The organism is candidate division WOR-3 bacterium (assembly GCA_013177935.1).
GTDB lineage: Bacteria > Hydrothermota > Tepidihabitantia > Tepidihabitantales > Tepidihabitantaceae > Tepidihabitans.
Window position 1 is genome coordinate 239,212 of sequence record JABLXZ010000002.1, and the last position, 20,639, is coordinate 259,850.

The following is a 20,639-nucleotide window of genomic DNA, read 5'->3' on the forward strand; positions in this document are numbered from 1 at the left end:
TCTAATCATTAGACCGAATAGGTTCAGGGGTTGAGCATTATTCCGGCGCCGAATCTGCCAGTTGGACCGCGAGCGGCGCGGGCAGAGAAGAAGGTGTTGCTGTGGCAATGGGTGCAGAGGTTTGCGGTTTCGATGTTTTGTTTTTGCACGCCGGCGTTGAGTAACTGGGTTTCGTTTGCCTTGATAAGGTCAAGGTACCAGGCGCCGTCGCGCTGGATAAGGAGTTTGTCGCTTTCGGGCTGGGTCTGGCGTACGAGCTGGACAACATCTGCCCGCACTTCGTAGCAGCAGGGACCGATTGCCGGACCAATGCCGACGCGGAGGTTTTCCGGTTCGCAGTTGAACCGCTGTTTCAATGTCTGGACTGCCTTTTGCGCGATGCGGGCGACGGTGCCTTTCCAGCCGGCATGGGCAACACCGATGACCCTTTTTTCAGGGTGGAAGAAGAGGAGCGGGACGCAGTCAGCAACAAGGACCAATAGGCAGATGCCGGGTTTGTCGGTGATAATGCCGTCGGTGTTGGGCAGGGTGAGCCCTTTTTCCCGGACGATGGCGATGTTGGCACCGTGGACCTGTTCGCCGTTGACGAGGGCATCAGGCGCGATGTTCAGGGCGCGGGCAAGGGTCAGGCGGTTGCGCAGGACATTGTTGAACTGGTCTTGGGTGTGGAAGGCGAGGTTGAGGGTGTCAAACGGTTTCGGGCTTGTTCCGCCTTCACGGGTGGTGATAAAGTGGGAAATCGTTTTGTAGCGGGCGAGTCCGGGGAAGTGCAGGAGGTTGATGCTGTTGACCCGGGTTTTTATCATCGGTTAATCACACCGCCGCAATTTTACCGTAGTATGCCTTTCGAATGAAGTGGGGTATATGGTAGTGCCGGAAGCCGATGAGCATTTTTTTGTCTTTTTTATCCTGGTCGTTTATCGCCTTTTCAAGGTCCGCCATTGTTATCGGTCGGGATTGCCGGGCGCAGGCGGTTACCGCTTTCATTACCGCATTTTTTATCTGGGCACCGGTCAGTTGATAGCGAGTTCCCAGTTGTTCAAAGTCCACATCGGGCGCCAGTTTCTTGCAGTCTTTGAGCAATAAGCGCCAGATTTTGGTCCGCTCTTCAGGACCGGGTAGGTCAAACTGCAAGTGCAGGAGGATGCGGCGCTCAAATGCCGGGTCCAGTGCGGGTGCGCGGTTGGTGGTGAGAATCAACAGTCCGGTAAACCGCTCCACTTCCTGCATCAGGACATTGGTTATGATGTTGTGAGTGCGGTCAACAGAGTGACTCTCGGTTTCAAATCGGGTGCCAAAGCAGGCATCCGCTTCGTCAAACAGGAGTACACAGCCGGCAGTTGTCGCATCTTCAAATACCTGGTGGATGAATTTTTCTGATTCGCCAAACCATTTGCTGTAAATCTGGGGATAGGACACATAGCCAATCTTTTTGCCCAGTTTATGGGCGATGGCTTCGGCGGTGGCGGTTTTGCCGGTGCCGGGTGGTCCGGAGAGGAGCATTGCGACCGCTTTGCCATAGGGGATTTTATCCGCAATGCCGTACTCCTGATAGACGCGTTCGCCATTTAGAAACTGCCAGAGCGCCTGTTCTATCTGGCTGATGGTGTTTTCCGGCAAGACGAGCATATCAAATGTGACCGTTGGGTCACTTATCTGGAGAAGGCGACTTTCCTGCCGCTCCTTTTTACTGGACTCTTTGTCAGATTTTGGCGGCGCTGATTCTATTTCTGGATTTTTGTCAGAAGTTTCGGGAGGGTCATCATCATCGGTGATTTCCGGTTGCCGGGGTTTTTCTTTATGTTTTTTGCGGGGAATGCCGGCGATTTCCCAGAAAAGTTCATCGGTGATTTTGTATTCGTCTGACAGTTTGTCCCACTCAGTAAAAAAGGACCAAATATAGTGCTTTGACCTAATTAATCCGGCGCTGCGCAGTTTTGACCCGCGTAGTATTATATGAAGTTTGGTTACCAGACGCTCTTCAATGTCGAGGGCGATAAGTTTTAAAATTGTGGAACCCGATAAAGCGACGGAGTTCAGTTCGGCAAAGAAGAGTAATAGGAGGATGTTTTTTTCGGCTTCGTTTAAGCGGTGGCGGGCGCAGATTTTTTCCAGCGGAATGGGGACTCTTTCTCTTTTTGCCTGAGCGAGGATTTCGGCAAGTTGCTCTTCATAAAACCGTACCGGGTCCTGGCTAATCAGGATAATTTCGTCGTCGGCGGGCTTAATGTCACGGGCAGTTTTGGGTAATGGTCTTATGGAACAGAGCTTCTTGAGGAGTTGTCTGGTCTCTTTATCAAGTTTTGCCGAACTCTCAAGCCGTGCCCGTAATAAAAGGCACTGGGTTTTCAGGTAGCGGGCGTTAAGACTGTTTTTCTTCAATTTACCTCCTTTTTAAAACTTCAGACCTCCCAAATAATAAAAAAAATATCTTTAATGTCCTGTTGATATAGACTTTCAGAGATTGTAAAAGGGTTCAGAATAATACCGAGTCAATTAATTTCTTTAACACATTGACAAATAGAATGTTATAAAATCAAAGACGGTTAAAAATCGGCGGTATATTTTTCTAATTTATTGACATTTAATAATTTTTTCTAACGCAGCAGAGCCGGCAGGGGCAGGATGCGAATCTTTGAGCGGGCTCGATGGTTAATTTTTGGTGCGACAAGTAGAAGGATGCTAAAAAACCGTGGTTTTGGTATCAAGAAGGTTGACATTGGGTAGGCGGTTTTTATAATGGGCAAGGTTTTTGGTTTCCGGTTAACAGTAAAACAGTTTTGAGAATGTTATGTGGCTACCGATTGTTGTCCTCGGCTTGGTTTTTCTGCTGATTGCGGTCCGGCAGGTTGGTAATGTCAGGCTGCCGATATGGCTGATAATGCTGGCCGGCGCCTTAATGGTGCTTTTGGCTGGCAGTATTACGCCTGGCGCAGCGTTGCGGTCGATAAATCTTGATGTGATGCTTTTCCTTGCCGGGATGTTTGTTTTAGGGGGTGCACTGGAAGAGAGCGGTTACCTTTCCTATCTATCTTATCGGCTGTTCCGCAGGGCGCGGACCACAAACGAACTTCTGCTGATGATTCTGTTCGGGATGGGGCTGGCATCGGCGCTGTTGATGAACGACACGGTGGCGATTATTGGCACGCCAATTGTATTGCTCCTTGCCCGCAAGCACAACATCAGTCCGAAGGCGCTACTCCTGGCACTGGCTTTTGCGATTACGATTGGCAGTGTGCCGAGCCCGATTGGCAATCCCCAGAATTTGTTGATTGCCACCGGTGCCGGTGTTAAAAATCCGTTTGTCGTTTTCTTTGTTTATCTGGCGGTGCCGTCGGCGATTAATATCCTGGTGGCGTTTGGGTTGCTGAAGTTGTTTTATCATGAGCATTTTAACGACCAGCCCTTGAACAATGAGCCGGCGCTGATTGCGGACCGTTCTCTTGCCCGGCTTTGCCGGTGGTCTTTGCTGCTGTTGCTTTTGATGGTCGGGTTGAAGGTGATTTGTGCCTCGTTTCGGCTCGGGTTTGATTTTCGCCTGACCTACATTGCGCTGGGAGCGGCACTGCCGGTTTTGCTGTTCAGCCCGAAACGGTGGCGCATTATCCGGCTTGTTGACTGGCACACGCTGCTCTTCTTTGCCGCGATGTTTGTGCTGATGCAGGCGGTATGGGATACCGGTTGCTTTCACTTTTTGCTGCGCCAGATGCGGGCGGATATCCTTTCGGTGCCAGTGGTTCTCGGGGTCAGTGTTCTGTTTAGCCAGTTAATCTCCAATGTGCCACTGGTTGCCTTGCTTCTGCCCCTGCTCAATGCCCACAGCCCTTCGGCACGGACGCTGATGGCGCTTGCCGCGGGTAGCACGGTGGCGGGAAATCTATTTATTCTCGGTGCGGCAAGTAATGTTATTATCATTCAGAATGCGGAGAAAAAGGCGGGTGAGAGTTTGACATTCTGGGAGTTTGCCCGCATCGGGGTGATTTTGACCACGGTGAACTGCCTGATTTACTGGGGCTGGTTGCTGCTGTTTTAAGGTTCAGGGTTTCGTAGTCCGCTAATTTCGCCCGTCAAACGGTTTCTAATAAAAAGGCGGGGCGAGCCGCGGTTTGGACTCGCCCCGCCTTATGGTTTCGGGCAACAACTTCAGAAGCCGATAGGTTGTCTGTTTTCGATTCCCGCCTCTTCTTCCGCGGCATTTTTTAGGTCCGCCATTGTAACCAGCCGGTTTTCCTGGGCACAGGTTGTTATCGCTTTGAGCACGGCATTTTTTATCTCAGCGCCCGACAGTTGATAGCGATTACCCAGTTGTTCAAAGTCAACATCGGGCGCCAGTTTCGGGCAGTCTTTCAGGAAGAAGCGCCAGATTTTAGTCCGCTCTTCCGCACCGGGCAGGTCGAACTTGAGGCTCAGGAGAATGCGGCGCTCAAATGCCGGGTCCAGTGCGGGTGCGCGGTTGGTGGTGAGAATCAACAGTCCGTTAAACCGCTCCACTTCCTGCATCAGGATGTTGGTGATGGTGTTGTAACAGCGGTCGCCAGCGTAACTCTCGATTTCAAATCGGGTGCCAAAGCAGGCGTCCGCTTCGTCAAACAACAGCACGCAGCCGGCAGTTGTCGCATCTTCAAACACTTGGTGGATGTTTTTCTCCGAATCGCCAAACCACCTGTTGTAAATCTGGGGATAGGACACATAGCCAACCTTTTTGCCCAGTTTATGGGCGATGGCTTCGGCGGTGGCGGTTTTGCCGGTGCCGGGTGGTCCGTAAAAGAGCATTGTGACCGCTTTGCCATAGGGGATTTTGTCCGCAATGCCGTACTCCTGATAGGCACGCTCACCTTCCTTTACCTGCCAGAGCGCTCGGTTGATGCGGGCGATTGTTTGCTCCGGCAACACGAGCATATCAAATGAGACCGAAGGCTCTCGAACATATAACAACCGTATTTGTTCCTCCTCATTTTCCGCAGGGCACGGTTCGGCATCGGCCGACTTTTCGCCGGGTACACCGGCAATCGCCCAGAAGACCCGGTCCGGCAGTTTGAAGTGGGCTTCAAGCGGGCATTCGTCGCGCTCAAATTCTGAGGCGGGCACGATAAGCCGGTGCGCGAGCAGTTTTCCGCCGGGATGGATTATCGGAATTTTCGCCAGTTGCTCTTCAATGTTCGTGGCGAGCAGTTTTACGATGGTGGCACCAGGTACCCGGGTGCAGTTCAGGCGCGCAAAGAAAAGCACGATGAGCACGGTCTTTTCGTCTTCGTTCAGGTTGTGCTCGGCAACGAGTTTTTCCAGCGGGATGGCGACATTTCTCTCCTTTGCCTCGGCGAGAATCCGCTCCAGTTGCTCTCCGTACTGCTCTATCGGACTTTTCTCCGCAAAGAGCAGTTGATTCTCGCAACCGCGGCTCTTGCGCCGCCGGCTGGGTTTATTTTCCCTGCCCGCAGGGCAGATTTCGCGCAGTAGCCGTGCTACATCCCGGTCCTCACAGTCCCGGAGCCTTGCCTGCAGAATCAGGCTCTGGGTGTTGAGGTAACGGTTGTTCAGTTCATTTTTCTCCATTGGTGCCTCCTTTCTTTTTGTTTTTCTGCCTAAAAACAAAAACGGCCCGGAAATCCGGGCCGTTTTCGCCTACTCTACTACTACACTACGGCTTTATTATACAAAAAATCGGCTGCTTGTCAAGTTTTGCGATTAGCCAATTAATCGCCTTCTTTTTCATCGCCGCCCTTCTTTATTTCTTCTCCTTAGCCTCCGCCTGCGCCTTAAGTCGCTTCAAGCCGTTGATGAACCTATCAACCTCACTTTTGGTTTTGAAATAGCAGTACCACTGGTTCTGTTCATTATAAGGAGGTTCATACCCTTTTTCTGTAGGGAGAAGGTTTAAAATATTTGTGGTCGAGGTTTTAAAGTATTTTGCCATATCGTTCGCCTGTAGCCAGCAATACAATCCTTTCTTTTTGTCACTATATTTAGTATAAACGATAAATGGCCAAGCATCTTCCCTTTGCAATCGGCACACAAAGAGAAGTCGTCGCTTTTCTTCCTCTTCTTGTGCCCGCGAAGGAGTCATTCGCAAGAAAAGCGGCCTTATTCCCTGCACGAGTTGTTCATACAACTCCCCAACGCCTTTATTGATTGCCTCTTCCTTAATCTGGTTTTGTGTTTCTTTTGTACTGATTAATCTATCTTCCGCCTTGTAAAGTTTTGAGTTAAAGATTTCTTCGATGTTGTGCTTGTACAACTCCAGTTCCACAGCATAGATGGTAAAGTTGCTGTTTTTATTGATGAAATCAATCAGGCTGTTCAAATTCTCATCCAGTTTATCCACAGGGACAACGAATTTGAACTTTCCTCCGTCAAAGTTGCGATATAGATTTTGTAAGATTTTCTTTACTGCACGCCCATCTAACTTATAAAAATCCGCCAGCCTTTTTTCCACGTTTTGCTTTATGACATTTTTACAGTTTTTATCCAACTCAGCTATAAATTCATTGAATTCAGAATTGTACAATGAGGCCCCACACTCAAGTAAATTGGCTACAACTTCCTTTCCCCGTTTTTTGTATGACCTCGTATCGATGATGTAAATTTCGCCGTCTCTATCAATACCAATTAAACCGATGCCCCAGAACTCCTCTGCTACTATACAAAGTTTCACGCCCTTTTTTATATCGCAGAGAGACAGAATTTCGGGGTATTTCATAATCACCTCCCTCAATTTTTCCTCTGGTTCTATCTCGGACTTTATGATCGGTTCCGATGCGGTATCTTTTTTTGTGTTTATGATTATGATTGCCATAACAGCACCTCCTTTGTTTAGCCTTTTAGCCTTAAAAAATAAGGGCGTCCAGATGGACGCCCCTCTATCAAAAATATAGCAAATAAAATGTCCTTTGTCAAGCAAAAAATTAAATTGAGAAAAAGGGGCGATATAGAGTAAGTACCGGCTTAAATTACCTCTGCTTTTTATGGTGGTCGTATTTATATATTGGACTTGACAGGTGGCAAATCGGGTTTTACAATTGTCTTGCTGGTTATGTCAGGCGCAAGCCATCCCAACCAGGGATGGCTTGTTTTGTTTATAGGCACTTCAAAAGGAGTTTAAGATGACGGTTGCTTTGTTTGCGGGCTATTTTGTGCTGCTTTTAATTCTCGGGATTTTTGCCCGGTTGCGGTCAAGACCAGGGCACGAGGACTTTTTTCTTGCCCGGCGCCGGTTTGGTCCGCTGGTTTTGCTCGTGACGCTGGCAGCAACAAACTTTTCGTCGTTTACGGTGTTCGGGTTTGCCGGTGCCGGTTATCGTTTTGGCTATTCGTATTATCCGATAATGGCGTTTGGCACCGGGTTTATGGCTTTGACCTTTATTCTGCTCGGAATTCCGGCTTATCAGGCGGCAAAGGCGCAGGGTGCGATTACGCCTCCGGAGTTGATTCGGTTCCGTTTTAAAAATCGGGCGCTTCATCTTGCCTATCTGCTGGTGATGGTAGTTTTCACTCTGCCCTATCTGGCGCTGCAGCCGATGGGTGCCGGTTATATGCTGAATGCGCTTTTTGGTCTCCCCTATGCGATGGGTGCCGGTCTGGTGGTTTTTGTTGGTTTAGGTTATGTACTGCTTGCCGGGGTGCGTGGTGATGCCTGGACCGATTTGTTGCAAGGAGTGGTGATGCTTTGCGGTTTGGCGCTGATTTTTGGGGCGGTGGTGAAGCAACTGGGTGGTTTTGTCGAGGTCAGTAACGATTTGATGGCACGGCAGGGTGAACTTTTTTCCAGGCCCGGAGGAGGTGGGTTTTTTACGCTTGCGGTCTGGTTTTCTTATCTTTTTCTCTGGTTTGTTTGCGACCCGATGTTTCCCCAGTTGTTTCAACGATTTCTTACCGCGAAGGATGAGGGTTCACTGAAAAAGGCGGCGCTTTTTTATCCGGTTGTGACCGGGGTTCTGTTTTTCTTTCCGGTGGCGCTGGGTGTGATGGCGCATAAGGTTTTGCCCGGAATTGAGGGCGCAAAGTCCGACCAGATTTTGCCCTTGCTGGTGAATAAGAGCCTGCCCCAGTTCTTCAGCGGGGTTCTGACCGTGTGTGGTCTTGCCGCTTTGATGTCCACGATGGATTCGCAACTTCTGACCCTGTCTTCGATGCTTGTCCGGGACATCAGGATTTTACTCGGGAAACCGGCAGAAGGGGCAAAGCCGCTGCACTTTCCGGTGATGGTTGTTCTTGCCCTTGTGGGGCTTTTTCTGGCATTAAAGCCGTGGGGCACAATTTTACAGATTGCGACCGAGACTTTTACCGGACTGGCGGTGCTTTTTCCGGTGACCCTTGCCGCGGCTTACTGGAAAAAGACAAACCCCTGGGCGGGTTTTGCCTCAATTGTTGTTGGTGAGGCGCTGGTGGTTCTTTACCACTTCAAACTTTTGCCGGACTTTGGTTTTCTGCCAGTAATCCCGGTGGTAATTGTTGTCAGTTTGATTGTGATTTTGGGGACGATTCTGTTTCCGGCGCACGGGCTTGACTCCTGGGTGACACTGAAACGGATAAACTGGTGGCGGGTGGTGCCATTTTTCTTAATCTTTGTTTTGAGCCTTGACTTTTACAACTGGCACCGGCAAAGACCGGTTGTTCTTGGACTGCCGTTGTGGCTCTGGTTTCACTTTCTGCTTATCGGGTTGCTCTTTTTTGCCCTGTTTTTTGTTTTGCGGTCAGAGAAGCGGGAAAACAGGATTTAGATGGTTCAGATGCCCAAGCCCTGTTTGATGAACATTATGCCCCAGGATAGGGTGATTAAGCCCATCAGGGTTGAGACAACCTGCATTGCGGTTTCGCCGGTGAAGCGGGTGATGCGCGGCGCCTGGAGGAATAGAATCAGGGTGATAAGGAGGACAAGGAGAACGGCAATGGCGGTCAGGAGTCTGCCATAGTCGTGGACGCTGATGATGATGGCGGTGATTGATGCCGGACCGGTCAAGAGCGGGGTGGCGATGATGGAGGCGATTGCCTTTGCCGAGCGTTTGGTGCCCATCACCTTTTCTGAGTCGGACTGACCAAGCGACATCTTGATGCCGAGGATGCCGAGGATAACACCACCGGCGATTTTGAAGTCCTGGATGTTGGTGTTGAAGAGGCGCAGGAGGCTGGCTCCGAAGATGAGGCAGAGAATGGAGATGGAAAGGGCAACGGTGACAGCAAGAAAGGCGGTCTTCTTTTTCTCCTCTGGGCTCATATCCGCGGTGGCACCGAAGAAGACAACAAAACTCAAGAGCGGGTCAAAGATGACAAAGAAGAGGATGACGAGCTGAAGGAGTGAGTAGAACATCAACGATAGAATACCGCGCGGGTCTTGATAAATCAAGTCAGGCGTACTGTTTTTCTTGCAACCAGGAGGCGATGGGTTTAGTCTATTTATATATAAGGTGGGAAATGGGGGTGGAACGGCATTTATAAAAAGGAGTAGGCGATGACAGAGTTGCAGCAGGACGATATCAGACGGATTCATGAGGAGATAGAAAGAGAGAGTGTGTTTGTTCAGGCGCTGACCGCTGAGGTCGGCAAGGTGATTGTCGGGCAAAAGTATTTGATTGAAAGGCTGCTGGTCGGGCTTCTGGCAAACGGGCACATCTTAATTGAAGGTGTGCCCGGACTGGCAAAGACCTATGCAGTGAAGGCGCTTGCCGGTGCAATCAGCGCCCGGTTCCAGCGGATTCAGTTTACGCCCGACCTTTTGCCCGCCGACATCATCGGCACGCAGATTTACAATCAGCGGACCGGTGAATTCACCGCGCGCAAGGGTCCGATTTTTGCCAATTTTGTGCTGGCCGACGAAATTAACCGGGCACCACCCAAGGTGCAGAGTGCACTGCTCGAGGCGATGCAGGAACGGCAGGTGACGATTGGGGATGAGACCTTCCGCCTCGAGGAGCCGTTTTTAGTGCTGGCGACACAGAACCCGATTGAACAGGAGGGTACCTATCCCCTACCTGAAGCACAGACCGACCGGTTTTTGCTGAAACTGCGGGTGAGTTATCCTTCAAAGGAGGAGGAAAAGCAGATTGTTGAGCGGATGACAAAAGGTGTGGAACCGAAGGTGGCACCGGTTGTGGACACAGCAACGATTTTGCGCGGCCGGGAGTTGTGCACCCGCATCTATGTTGACGAGAAGTTGAAGGAGTACATTTTAAATCTGGTTTTTGCCACCCGATTTCCCAAGGAGCACAACTTAGCGGACCTGGTGCCGCTGATTCGCTATGGCGCTTCGCCCCGGGCATCAATCTATCTTCTGACTGCGAGCCGGGCGATGGCGTTCTTAAGGCGGCGTGGTTTTGTGATCCCGGAAGACATCAAAGAACTCGCCTATGATGTGCTGCGGCACCGGCTGATTTTGACCTACGAAGCCGAAGCGGAAGAGTTAACAACCGATGACATCATCCGGCGTGTGCTGGAAGGGGTGGAGGTGCCGTAAGAAGGATGCGGGCGGTAACAACGCGACTGGACCTCGCCAAAATTCGGCAGATTGAGATTCGCACCCGGCGCCTGGTCAACACCGTGTTTGCCGGAGAGTACCGGTCGAGTTTTAAGGGCCGGGGCGTGGAGTTTGCCGATGTGCGGGAGTATCAAGTGGGCGACGATGTGCGGACGATTGACTGGCGTTTGACCGCAAGGTTCGGCAAGCCGTTTGTCAAGCAGTTTGCCGAGGAGCGGGAACTGCTGGTGATGCTGGTGGTGGACGCTTCAGGTTCCAATCGGTTTGGCACGAAAGGGGCGCTGAAGATTGAGCAGGCAGCGCTGGTAAGTGCGACCCTGGCGTTTTCCGCAATTAAGAACAACGACAAGGTGGGGCTGGTGTTCTTTACCGACCGTATTGAGCACTTTGTGCCACCGGCAAAGGGGCGTACCCATGTGTTACGCCTGGTGCGGGACATTTTGTTTTTTCAGCCGCAAGGGGTGGGAACCGCGCCAGGTGCAGCACTGGAGTTTGTTTTGCACATCCTCAAGCGCCGGGCGATTGTGTTTCTGGTTTCGGATTTGCTCGGACCGGGTTTTGTCGGTGCTGAGTTTGAGAAGCCGCTCTCGATTATGAGCCGGCAGCACGATTTGGTGGTGTTGAGCATCAACGACCGGGCAGAACAGAGTCTGCCCGCACTGGGGTTGCAGGAGTTTGTTGATGCAGAAACGGGCAAACGGGTTCTGGTGAACACGAGTGCGCGGTGGGTGCAGGAGGTTTTTCGGCAAAGAAGAGAGAAGCGGCAGGAGATGCTCAGCCGGTTGTTTCAACGGCTTGGTGTGGACCACATTCCGCTTTTAACCGACGAGCCGTTTACCCCAAAACTGCATCGGTTCTTTCAGGAGCGGGCACGGCGTTATCGGTGATGGGAATGCGGAGAAAAGTAGAAGCGGGCACCCTCCCCTTTTTCCCCTTCCGTCAAGGGCGGGGAAGGAGTAGGTATTTCCTTCAAGAGATGGAAAGGAGTAGGAGTTTCTGGCAAGGGAGGGGTAGAGTAGGAAATAGTTGCAATCAATGGAGAGGTAGCGAAGTAGAGAGGTGCAGAAGAGCGGCAGGGATAATTCTGGTGATTGGGTTGCTTTTAGGGCTGGCGATGTCCAGAAATGCAGGAGCGGATACCCTCCCCTTTTTCCCCTCCCATCAAGGGCGGGGAAAAGAAAGCGAATGGGCGCAGGTGGACAGTTTGGCGGGTGATACGGTTGCCCGACCCTATCGCATAGTAGAAGGCGGACCGGTACGGGTGGTGGTGAAGGTGCAGGAGAAAAGGGGTAAGCCGTTGACAATTGGCGACCGGTTAAAAGTGGAACTTGTCGTTTCTCACCCAAGGAACTTGACCGTATCACCACCATTTGTGGAAAAGGCGGATGAGTTTACGGTAACGGAACAGAAACACCAGATTCGCTATCGGGGTGATACGGTGCTTGACATTTACAATCTGACGCTGGCATTGTGGACGACCGGAGAAAAGAAACTGCCGCCTTTTCTGGTGACCTATCAGGATGCGAGCGGTTTGGTTGCTGCGGCAAGCGATTCGCTGCCGGTGAAGGTGGTGAGTTTAATCGACGAGCGGATGCAGGACATCAACGACATCAAGCGCCAGCGCGAGTTTCCCAACCTGATGCCGGTCTGGGTGTTACTCGCGGTGCTGGCGCTGGGTGGAGCCGGTTACTTTGGCTATCGGTGGTTAAGGCGTTACCGGCGAAAACGGGCAGAACCGGCACCTTTACTTTCACCCTGGGACGAGGCGTTCAGGGCGCTGGAACAGGTGCCGGTTGAAGAGTGGCTGAGCAGTGGTCAGGTGAAAAGGTATTACTACACCGTTTCCGAGATTGTCAAGCGGTATTTGACCCGGCGGTTTGAGTTTCCGGCAATTGACCAGACAACGAGCGAGATACTGCGGGAGTTGCGCCAGCGCCGGTTTAGCGAATTGGAGCGGTTCCGGAGCTTCTTCTGGGAAGCGGACCAGGTGAAGTATGCGAAACACATTCCAGATAAGCCGGAAGAGCTGGTGGTTCAGGCACGGCAACTGGTGGAACTGACGATACCAGCACCGGAACCGGCTGGAAGCAGTGGTGAAGGAGCAGTGGGCAATGCGGCGGTAAGGAGCGGAGGTTAACGATGTGGCACTTTGCGCATCCCGGCTATCTGGCGCTACTCGGACTGGTGCCGCTTTTATGGTGGTGGGAAAGATGGCGCGGGCGCAGCGGTTTGCGTTTTAGTGATACAACACTGCTGCCTGCACCTACAGCATTGGAGCGGGTAGTCAAACACCTGCCACTTTCCCTTTTTTCCTTAGCGCTCGTTTTTTCTACGCTGGCGCTGGCACGGCCGCAAAAGGGGCGGATGTTTGAAGAACTGGAGACCAGAGGGATTGACATTATGCTCTGTCTGGACATTTCCGGCACGATGCAGGCGGCGGACTTTCTGCCCAAAGACCGGCTCACCGTTGCCAAGGAGCGGGCAAAGGAGTTTATTAACCGCCGCACCGGTGACCGCATCGGTCTGGTGATATTTGCTGCAACCAGTTTGACCCAGTGTCCATTGACCCTGGACCACAAGATTCTCAACGACATCCTGGACCGGGTGGACTTTGGCATTTTAGAGGATGGGACTGCAATCGGGATGGGCATCGCCAGTGCGGGGGCACGGCTCAAAGGCTCAAAGGCAAGGGAAAAGGTAATTATCCTGCTGACCGACGGCCGCAACAATACCGGTGACATCGACCCATTGACCGCAGCGCAGGCGGCAGCAGCACTCGGCATCAAGATTTACACGATTGGTGTGGGTAGTAAGGGACCGGTGCCGTTTCCGGTTGACGACCCGCTCTTTGGCCGGCGCTATGTCCAGATGGAGGTTGACCTTGATACCGAGACCTTGCAGAAGATTGCTGATATTACCGGTGGTAAGTTTTTCCTTGCTACGGACCCGGAGGCGCTGAAACGGGTTTATGAGGAGATTGACCGGCTCGAGCCGTCAACCTTTAAGGCGCGGCGCTACACCCTGTATCAGGAGCGGATGCAGACACCGTTACTTTTGGGTATACTATTTGCCCTTGCCGGGTTTTTCGCCGGGATGGCAATTAACCGGAGGCTGGCATGATAAAGTGGGACGCGATGCCCTCACCCCAACCCTCTCCCATAAAGGGAGAGGGCAAGAGCAAGAGGAACTTGAGGGTGTCATTGCCTCCCATAAATGGTGAGAGCAAGAGGAATATGACTGGTTCACCGCTTCCCTTAAACGGCGAGGGCAGGAAGAACCGGACGGTGTCACCGCTTTTCATAACAGGAGTGATTATGAGGAGGTTTGGATGATAAACTGGGGTGCGCCGCAGATGCTTTACCTTTTGTTTGTCCTGCCCGTGGTTGTCATGGTGTTTATTTTGGTTCGGGCTATTGACCGGCGCCGGGTCAGGCGTTTGATTGAGCCGCAGTTGCTTGCCCAAATCGAGCCGGACCGCTCTGCAGGCAGGGAAACGGCAAAACTGATCATTCTAATTTTAGGTCTGGGGCTGATGGTTGTTGCCCTGGCGCGGCCGCGCTGGGGAGAAAGGTTGCAGATGTTTAAGGGCCGGGGTGTTGCGGTGGTTATTGCGCTTGACGCGTCGAAGTCGATGCTCGCCGAAGATGTCAAGCCGAACCGGCTCGAGCGTGCTAAGACCGAGGTTGCTGCTTTGCTTGATGAACTTGCCGGTAATGCGGTGGGGATTGTTGCCTTTGCCGGTGATGCCTATATCCTTTGCCCGCTGACAACCGATGTTGAGGCGGCAAAGCTGTTTCTTGATATCATCAGCCCGGAGTTGATGCCGGTGCCGGGTACCGATTTTGGCAAGGCGATTTTGAAGGCGAGTGAACTTTTTACCCAAACTGCACCGGGCAGTCGGGCGCTGATTTTGATTACCGACGGCGAAGACCACGGCACTCAGACCGAACAGGCGGTGCAGGCGGCAAAGGAACTGGGGGTGCGGATTTATCCGGTGGCGTTTGCCAGTGCCGAGGGCGCACCGATACCGGAAAAGGGTGAAGGGGGTTTGGTTTACAAGAAGGACCGTTCCGGTCAGGTGGTAATTTCAAGGATGGATGAGCGGGAGTTGATTCTCATTGCCCAGGCAACCGGAGGCCGGTTTTATCGGGTAGAGGGGTTTTCGGGTGCAAGGCTGGCAGGAGAACTGGACCGGCTGGAAAAGGAGGAGTTGAGTGGCGGTACTTTTTCCAACTATGTGGAGCGGTATCAACCCTTTCTGCTGGCGGGGATTGTTCTCTTGTTTTTAAGCCTTGCCCTGCCTTCGGTCCGGAGCGGCTTTGGAGCGCCATGGCGCAAAAAGGTCTGGTCTGGGCAGTTACTCCTATTGATGTTTTGCGTAGCGGGGTTTGTTCAGGAGGCAAAGGCAGATGTGCCGGCTTTGATGCGGGCAGGCAACGGTTACTTCCGCCGGGGTAAATATCAGGAGGCGTTGAGTTTTTATCAGCGGGCTGAGGTGCTGGAGCCGGATGCGCTCTCGATTCACTACAACATCGGCAACACTTATTACCGCCTTGGTAAGTTTGAAGATGCGGTGAAGGAGCTTTCTCTGGCGACGGTGGAGAAAAACCCGCGCCGGCGCAGCGATGCCTTTTACAATCTGGGTAACAGTTTTTACCGGTTGGGTAAACTGGACGAGGCAATCAACTCGTATAAAATGGCGTTGCTTGCCAACCCGCAGGACCGACAGGCAAAAGAGAATTTAGAGTTCTGCTTGAAGAAGAAGGCGGAGATGGAAGAGAAGAATAGAGGTGCTGAAGAGCAGAAGCGTGGAAGTGGCGAACAGCAGAAGCCGGGCGGGGCAAATGAGGAGAATAAGGAGCGAGAGAACCAGATGAGTGCGCCGCAACCGCAGCCCAAATCGGGCATGGGTAAGGAAGAGGCGGAGCGGGTTTTGCAGGCGATTGAGAACAGGGAGCGCCAGACCCAGAAAGAGGTGCGCAGGCCCAGGGCAAGGCGTCAGGTGGAAAAGGACTGGTAGGATGCGGTACTGGGTTGTTGCGGTTGGGTTGATTTTAATCGCGGCGTACGCCGGGGAGTTAGAGTTTACCGCGGAGGTGGACCGAACTACGGTTGGTCTGGGCGAACCGCTGCAGTTGACCGTTCAGGTAAGGGGGACAAACATCAGCCGGGTGCCACGACCGCAGTTGCCAGCGCTGGATGGATTTGACAACATCGGCAGCAGTCAGTCACAGTCAACAAGCATTTCCATTGTTCAGGGCAGGGTGACCCAGGAGCAGACAATCAGTTTCATTTACACCCTGATTCCGAAGAAGACCGGCGAACTGGTAATTGGACCCTGCCGGCTGGAGTACAACGGAGTGGAGTACAAGACCGAGCCGATAACGGTTAAGGTGACAAAAACCGGCACCGGCACAAAGCGGACACAGCCCCAGCGCAGCCCTTTTGACATCTTTGAGGAGCCGGCACCTGCTGGGGGTGAAGCCTTTCTTGAGGCAGGTGTGGACCGGAAAACTGTTTATCAGGGGGAGCAGGTAACCGCAACCTGGACATTTTACACATCGGGTCAGGTGGCAAGTTTGAGCATCAAGGAACCACCGAGCCTGACCGGTTTCTGGGCTCAGGAGGTGTATCAACCGCAAAAACTGAATTATGAGAGGAGAAGTTATCGGGGCAAGCCGATGTACGGGGCGGTGGTACGAAAGACCGCACTCTTCCCAACGCAGTCGGGTGAGTTGAAGATTGGCGCGATGAGCCTTGCCGGTGAGATGGTGGCACCAGGATTTATCTTCTCAACCACACAGCCTTTTGAGGCGGTTTCTGAACCAATCACAATTCAGGTAAAGCCGCTGCCAGAGGCGGGAAAACCGGCAAGTTTTACCGGCGGGGTGGGTTTGTTTCAGGTGAGTGCCCGGGTAGTACCGGAAACGGCGCGCGGTGGCGAACCGGTAACTGTTTCGGTTGTGATTACCGGTACCGGCAACCTTGGTTTGATTGGCGCTCCGGCACTACCGCAACTGACCGGTTTGAAAGTATTGAATCCGGAGACAAAGGACGAGTTCAACTACACCGGGGGCATGCTCAACGGCACAAGGAGGTTTGATTTTCCGGTTTTGCCGCTTGCCGATGGCAGGTTCCGGATTCCGGAGATTGAGATTGGGTTTTTTGACCCGAAAACGGGCAGTTACTACACAAGAAAGACACCGGCTCTGGAGTTTGTTGCTACCGGTGTACCAACAGGTGGTGGTGAGGTTGCTGCGGGAGCGGTGGGAATGAGGGTTTTAGGCACAGATATCAGGCACATTAAGACTGAGTTCCGGATAGGCGGCAATTCGTGGACGGCTTTTGCATCCTGGTCCGGGGTGTTTTACATTCTTGGTCTGGTCGCGGTTGCGCTGGGAGCCGTTCTGGGAATGCGGCGGCGCAGGATGCTGCTTGACCCGGGTTATGCCCGGCGCAGTGGTGCCCGGAGTGTGGCACATCGGCGGCTGAAACAGGCGGAGAGGTTGCTGGCGGCAAATCGCATTGCCGAATTTTACGGGCTGGTCTATCAGACGCTTCTTTCCTATGTGGGCGACCGGTTCAATATGGAGGTGGGCGGTTTGACCGCAACGGAGTTACAAGAAGGGTTGATGCGTCAGGGTGTTGACACAGCGGTTGTAAAGGAGTTCCTTGACACGGTCCAGGTGTGCTCGCTTGCCCGTTTTTCACCCGGGATGGGTGAGTGCAACCCGAGAGAGGTTTTGCAAAAGGCGCGGGCGATTTTGAAGCAGATATGAGTCTGACACTTGTTCTTCTTCTGGTGACCACAACTCCGGTTGAGTTGTTTAACCGGGCAAACAGCCTTTACGAGGCGGGCAGGTTTGAAGAGGCGGTGGTGGTTTACGACTCAGCGGCGATGTTCATCACAGCACCAGAGGTTTATTACAACCGGGGCAACGCTCAGTTCAAGTTAGGCAAATTGGGCAGGGCGCTTGCCGACTATCTCCGTGCCTGGGCGCTCAAACCACACGACCCGGACATCACCAATAACATCGGTTTTGTCCGCAACTTCCGGCCCGACAAGAATCCCGGTTCTGAAAGCCCGCTGGTAACGCTGGCGCGTAACATTCTGACGCCGTTGGACCTATTGACAACCCGTTTTTTTGCCGGGGTTTCGTTTTTCCTGCTGGCGCTCGGTCTCGGGCTTTATCTGGGTACGGGCAAAAGGTTTTTCGGGTACGGGGCGGTCGTTCTGGCAATTGGTTTTCTTTACTTTGGGGCGGCAACGCTCGTCTGGAATGGGATTGTGAGCCCGGCAAAGGCGGTTATTGTGGTACCGGAGGCGGTTTTGCGCTCTGGACCGGGTGAAGAGTACAAGGAGATTGCTGCAGTACACGACGGGCTGGAGGTCAAGATTGTTGAGCGCCGGCCCGGGTTTGTGCTAATCCAGATTCCGGGCGGTGTGGGCGGCTGGGTTGAAGATAAGGCGGTTGAACAGGTTTTTGAGTAGTTGGGCGGGCGTCAGGGATGAAGTAGAAGCGGTACCCCCCTTTTTTTCCCGCCATCAAAGGGTGGGCAGAAAAGGAGAAAGAAGTAGCAGAGTGGTGGGAAAAGGTCTTTGCTTAGGGTGTTGGTGTTAACCGCTGATATTTTTTGCCCAGCTGGTAGTAACCTTCGGCGACCTTTTTGAGCCAGTCGATTTCTGCCGGTTTGAGTTCCCGTTTGACCTGAGCCGGAACTCCGGCAACAAGGGTGCCCGGTGGTACAACAAAATCTTCTTTGACCAGACTACCCGCGGCAACGATTGAGTTTTTGCCGATTTTTGCACGGTTGAGGATGACCGCACCCATTCCAATCATCGCCTCGTCCTCAACTGTGCAGCCGTGAACAATTGCTCGATGGCCCACAGTTACCCGGGTGCCAAGCACAACCGGCGGTTCGGCTTCATCGCAGTGGATGACGGTTAAGTCCTGGATGTTGGTCATTGCGCCGATCACAACGCGGTTGACATCAGCCCGAATCAAAACGCCGAACCAAATAGTCGCACCGGTCTGGATTTCGCAGTCGCCGATGATGACCGCATTGGGCGCCACAAACACATCCGGGGCAATTTGCGGCTGTTTGCCGTGAAAGTTGAATAGCATATTTTAACGATAAAGACGATTTGCGGTCGGTCAACTTTTTCGTCCGGTTTGACAGAGGGCGTAATTGGTGGATAAACTTAACATTATGAAAAATGAGCGGGCAAAGATTTGCGTCGTCGGCTCGTTTATGACCGATTTGGTTTTTCGGGTCAAGCGGTTGCCCAAGACCGGGGAGTCGATGGCAGGCGATGGGTTCGGACTTTTCCTTGGCGGCAAAGGGTTCAATCAGGCGCTTGCGGCACACCGGCTCGGTGCCGAGGTGGTGATGGTGGGCAAGGTGGGTAAGGACTACTTTGGCGAGTTGTTTCTGAAAAAGATGAAGGAGGAGGGGATGAGAACCGATTTTGTGGCGGTGGACCCGGAGGCGCATACCGGCGTTGCCTGCCCGATGGTTGACAGCGCGGGGCAGAATGCGATTATCGGCGTTGCCGGTGCCAACCTCCGGCTGGAAGAGGAACAGGTGGCGATGGCAAAAGAGGAAATTGAGAGGGCAGATGCGCTGATGCTGCAGTTTGAGATTCCCTATCGGGTTTCGTTTCAGGCGGCAACATTCGCCCGTAATTCCGGGGGGTTGGTATTTCTTGACCCGGCGCCGTTTCACAAGATTGAGCTGCCAATCCGGGAACCGGTGGATTACATCGTGCCCAACGAGATTGAAGCGGCAGAACTGGCGGGCGGAATGGCGATTGATGATTGGGCGGCGCTTGAACTGAAGTCCGGACGCCGCGCGGTAATTATTTCGGTTGGTGCGGATGGCGCGCTGGTTTACGATGAAAAGGGCAAGCGGCGGTTTGCGCCGTTTAAGGTTGATGTGGTGGATTCGACCGGCGCGGGTGATGCGTTTCGTGCCGGGCTGGTGGTGAGCCTTGCCGAAGGCCGGAGTCTGGATGAGGCGGTGCGGTTTGCCAATGCCTGCGGCGCGATTGCCTGCACGGTTCTTGGTGCCGAGCCTTCGATGCCAAGAAGGGAACAGGTGGAACTTTTGCTCAAGGAACAGGAGGGTGGTTATGCTCTTGATTGACAGCGCAAATATCAGTGAGGTAGAACGGGCACTAAAACTGGGATTTGTGCGGGGGTGTACGACCAATCCAATTCTGCTGTCAAAGGTGCCAGATGCGCCTGAAGCGGTGATTGAGAGGCTGTGCCAGATTGTGCCCGGTCCGGTGTTTTATCAGTTGACCGGCAGAACCGAGGCGGAAAAGGAGCAGGAGGCAAGGAAATTTTACCAGATTGCACCGGACAAAATTGTGTTGAAGATTCCGGCGACAACCGAAAATCTGGCGCTGGTCACGCGGCTCACACCGGAAATCCCCTGTGCCGCGACCGCGGTGTTCAGCGGTTATCAGACGCTTCTGGCGATTGAAGCCGGTTGCAGTTATATCATCCCCTATGTCAATCGGGCAACAAGGCTTTTGGGCGATGGGATAAAACTGGTTGCGGAGCTGGCAGCGGTGATTCAGGCGACCGGAAAACCGGTAGAGCTGGTTGCTGCCAGTGTCAAGTCACCAGAAGAGGCGGTGCGGGCTTTTATCGCGGGTGCACACCATCTGACCCTGCCCTTAGAGGTACTGCTGGCGCTGGGCAATCATCCCCTATCTGATGAGGCGATAGCAGAGTTTCAAAAGGCAGTGGATAGCAGATAACCAATCACCGGGCGAGGATACGGCAGGAGTTTTACCCTCCCCTTTTTCCCCTCCCGTAAATGGAGGGGAAACGGTAGGAGCTCCCATTAAGGGATTGATAACAGTTCCTATCAAAGAAGTGGTAGTAGTTCCCGTTAAGGTAGTGGTAGGATGTTCCGTTAAAGAAGTGGGAGGAGTTTCCATTAAAGAAGGGGAAGGCGGTATTGAAGATTGGGAGATGTCAACCGGCAGGGCGGCAAAGTATGGATTATTAAGAAAATAAATACAGGTGGGTATCGAAGAACACCGGTACAGTTAGAGGTCAGGGTGTCAGAAACAGTCCCGGGAAGGGGTCAGGGGGCCGTCTCCTATACGGTTAACCTGTGGACTGATAAAGAGTTAGAAGAAAGGGCGTTAATTTTT

The 20,639-nt window shown here is 52.8% G+C and carries 19 protein-coding genes; 13 read left to right on the plus strand and 6 right to left on the minus strand.

From position 1 onward, the window contains the following. Positions 1-23: 23 nt before the first annotated feature. Both pgeF and HPY86_04300 read right to left on the minus strand, forming a co-directional pair. Positions 24-806: a peptidoglycan editing factor PgeF gene (gene pgeF / locus HPY86_04295; protein NPV14133.1), complete on the minus strand. Its 783-nt coding sequence runs from the start codon at positions 804-806 to the stop codon at positions 24-26. 7 nt (positions 807-813) lie between these two features. Next, complete coding sequence (locus tag HPY86_04300; GenBank protein NPV14134.1) at positions 814-2,382, minus strand: ATP-binding protein; 1,569 nt, start codon at positions 2,380-2,382, stop codon at positions 814-816. 409 nt (positions 2,383-2,791) lie between these two features. Here HPY86_04300 and HPY86_04305 point away from each other — a divergent pair, with 409 nt between their 5' ends. After that, entirely contained in the window at positions 2,792-4,033 is a 1,242-nt protein-coding gene (locus HPY86_04305) for an anion transporter (GenBank protein ID NPV14135.1), read from the plus strand. A 110-nt stretch (positions 4,034-4,143) separates the two neighbouring features. On the opposite strand, the gene HPY86_04310 is transcribed toward HPY86_04305, so the two are convergent. Continuing rightward, complete coding sequence (locus tag HPY86_04310; GenBank protein NPV14136.1) at positions 4,144-5,553, minus strand: ATP-binding protein; 1,410 nt, start codon at positions 5,551-5,553, stop codon at positions 4,144-4,146. 172 nt (positions 5,554-5,725) lie between these two features. After that, a complete protein-coding gene (locus tag HPY86_04315) occupies positions 5,726-6,793 on the minus strand; it encodes a hypothetical protein (GenBank protein ID NPV14137.1) in 1,068 nt (355 codons plus the stop codon). Between the two features lie 307 nt (positions 6,794-7,100). Here HPY86_04315 and HPY86_04320 point away from each other — a divergent pair, with 307 nt between their 5' ends. Next, positions 7,101-8,717, plus strand: a complete 1,617-nt coding sequence (locus tag HPY86_04320) for a sodium:solute symporter family protein (protein ID NPV14138.1) — start codon at positions 7,101-7,103, stop codon at positions 8,715-8,717. A 5-nt stretch (positions 8,718-8,722) separates the two neighbouring features. Here the strand turns inward: HPY86_04320 and HPY86_04325 are convergent, their stop codons facing one another. Further along, complete coding sequence (locus tag HPY86_04325) at positions 8,723-9,304, minus strand: MarC family protein (GenBank protein NPV14139.1); 582 nt, start codon at positions 9,302-9,304, stop codon at positions 8,723-8,725. A gap of 141 nt (positions 9,305-9,445) precedes the next feature. On the opposite strand from HPY86_04325, the gene HPY86_04330 reads away from it, so the two are divergent. The 8 genes from HPY86_04330 to HPY86_04365 all read left to right on the plus strand — a co-directional run bounded on the left by HPY86_04330 (position 9,446) and on the right by HPY86_04365 (position 17,960). Beyond that, positions 9,446-10,447, plus strand: a complete 1,002-nt coding sequence (locus HPY86_04330; GenBank protein NPV14140.1) for a MoxR family ATPase — start codon at positions 9,446-9,448, stop codon at positions 10,445-10,447. Positions 10,448-10,452: 5 nt separating this feature from the next. Further along, positions 10,453-11,355, plus strand: a complete 903-nt coding sequence (locus HPY86_04335; GenBank protein NPV14141.1) for a DUF58 domain-containing protein — start codon at positions 10,453-10,455, stop codon at positions 11,353-11,355. Positions 11,356-11,555: 200 nt separating this feature from the next. Next, on the plus strand, positions 11,556-12,605 hold the full coding sequence (locus HPY86_04340; protein ID NPV14142.1) for a hypothetical protein: 1,050 nt from the start codon (positions 11,556-11,558) through the stop codon (positions 12,603-12,605). 2 nt (positions 12,606-12,607) lie between these two features. Next, the gene (locus HPY86_04345; protein ID NPV14143.1) at positions 12,608-13,588 is read left to right on the plus strand and encodes a VWA domain-containing protein; all 981 of its coding nucleotides are present in this window, start codon (positions 12,608-12,610) and stop codon (positions 13,586-13,588) included. Next, complete coding sequence (locus tag HPY86_04350; protein NPV14144.1) at positions 13,585-13,800, plus strand: hypothetical protein; 216 nt, start codon at positions 13,585-13,587, stop codon at positions 13,798-13,800. Before HPY86_04345 ends, HPY86_04350 begins: the two co-directional genes overlap by 4 nt. Beyond that, positions 13,797-15,488: a tetratricopeptide repeat protein gene (locus tag HPY86_04355; protein ID NPV14145.1), complete on the plus strand. Its 1,692-nt coding sequence runs from the start codon at positions 13,797-13,799 to the stop codon at positions 15,486-15,488. Before HPY86_04350 ends, HPY86_04355 begins: the two co-directional genes overlap by 4 nt. A gap of 1 nt (position 15,489) precedes the next feature. Next, positions 15,490-17,247, plus strand: a complete 1,758-nt coding sequence (locus tag HPY86_04360; GenBank protein ID NPV14146.1) for a protein BatD — start codon at positions 15,490-15,492, stop codon at positions 17,245-17,247. Next, complete coding sequence (locus HPY86_04365) at positions 17,244-17,960, plus strand: tetratricopeptide repeat protein (protein NPV14147.1); 717 nt, start codon at positions 17,244-17,246, stop codon at positions 17,958-17,960. Before HPY86_04360 ends, HPY86_04365 begins: the two co-directional genes overlap by 4 nt. 112 nt (positions 17,961-18,072) lie before the next feature. On the opposite strand, the gene HPY86_04370 is transcribed toward HPY86_04365, so the two are convergent. Further along, positions 18,073-18,594 carry a gamma carbonic anhydrase family protein gene (locus tag HPY86_04370; protein ID NPV14148.1) on the minus strand — a complete coding sequence of 174 codons (522 nt, stop codon included), beginning with the start codon at positions 18,592-18,594 and terminating at the stop codon, positions 18,073-18,075. A gap of 85 nt (positions 18,595-18,679) precedes the next feature. Here HPY86_04370 and HPY86_04375 point away from each other — a divergent pair, with 85 nt between their 5' ends. The 3 genes from HPY86_04375 to HPY86_04385 all read left to right on the plus strand — a co-directional run bounded on the left by HPY86_04375 (position 18,680) and on the right by HPY86_04385 (position 20,499). After that, positions 18,680-19,615 (plus strand): ribokinase, encoded by a 936-nt coding sequence (locus HPY86_04375; protein NPV14149.1) that lies wholly within the window; start codon positions 18,680-18,682, stop codon positions 19,613-19,615. Further along, on the plus strand, positions 19,602-20,237 hold the full coding sequence (locus tag HPY86_04380; GenBank protein NPV14150.1) for a transaldolase: 636 nt from the start codon (positions 19,602-19,604) through the stop codon (positions 20,235-20,237). The genes HPY86_04375 and HPY86_04380 overlap by 14 nt, the downstream gene beginning before the upstream one ends. Before the next feature lie 94 nt (positions 20,238-20,331). Next, positions 20,332-20,499, plus strand: a complete 168-nt coding sequence (locus tag HPY86_04385) for a hypothetical protein (GenBank protein NPV14151.1) — start codon at positions 20,332-20,334, stop codon at positions 20,497-20,499. Positions 20,500-20,639 lie beyond the last annotated feature (140 nt).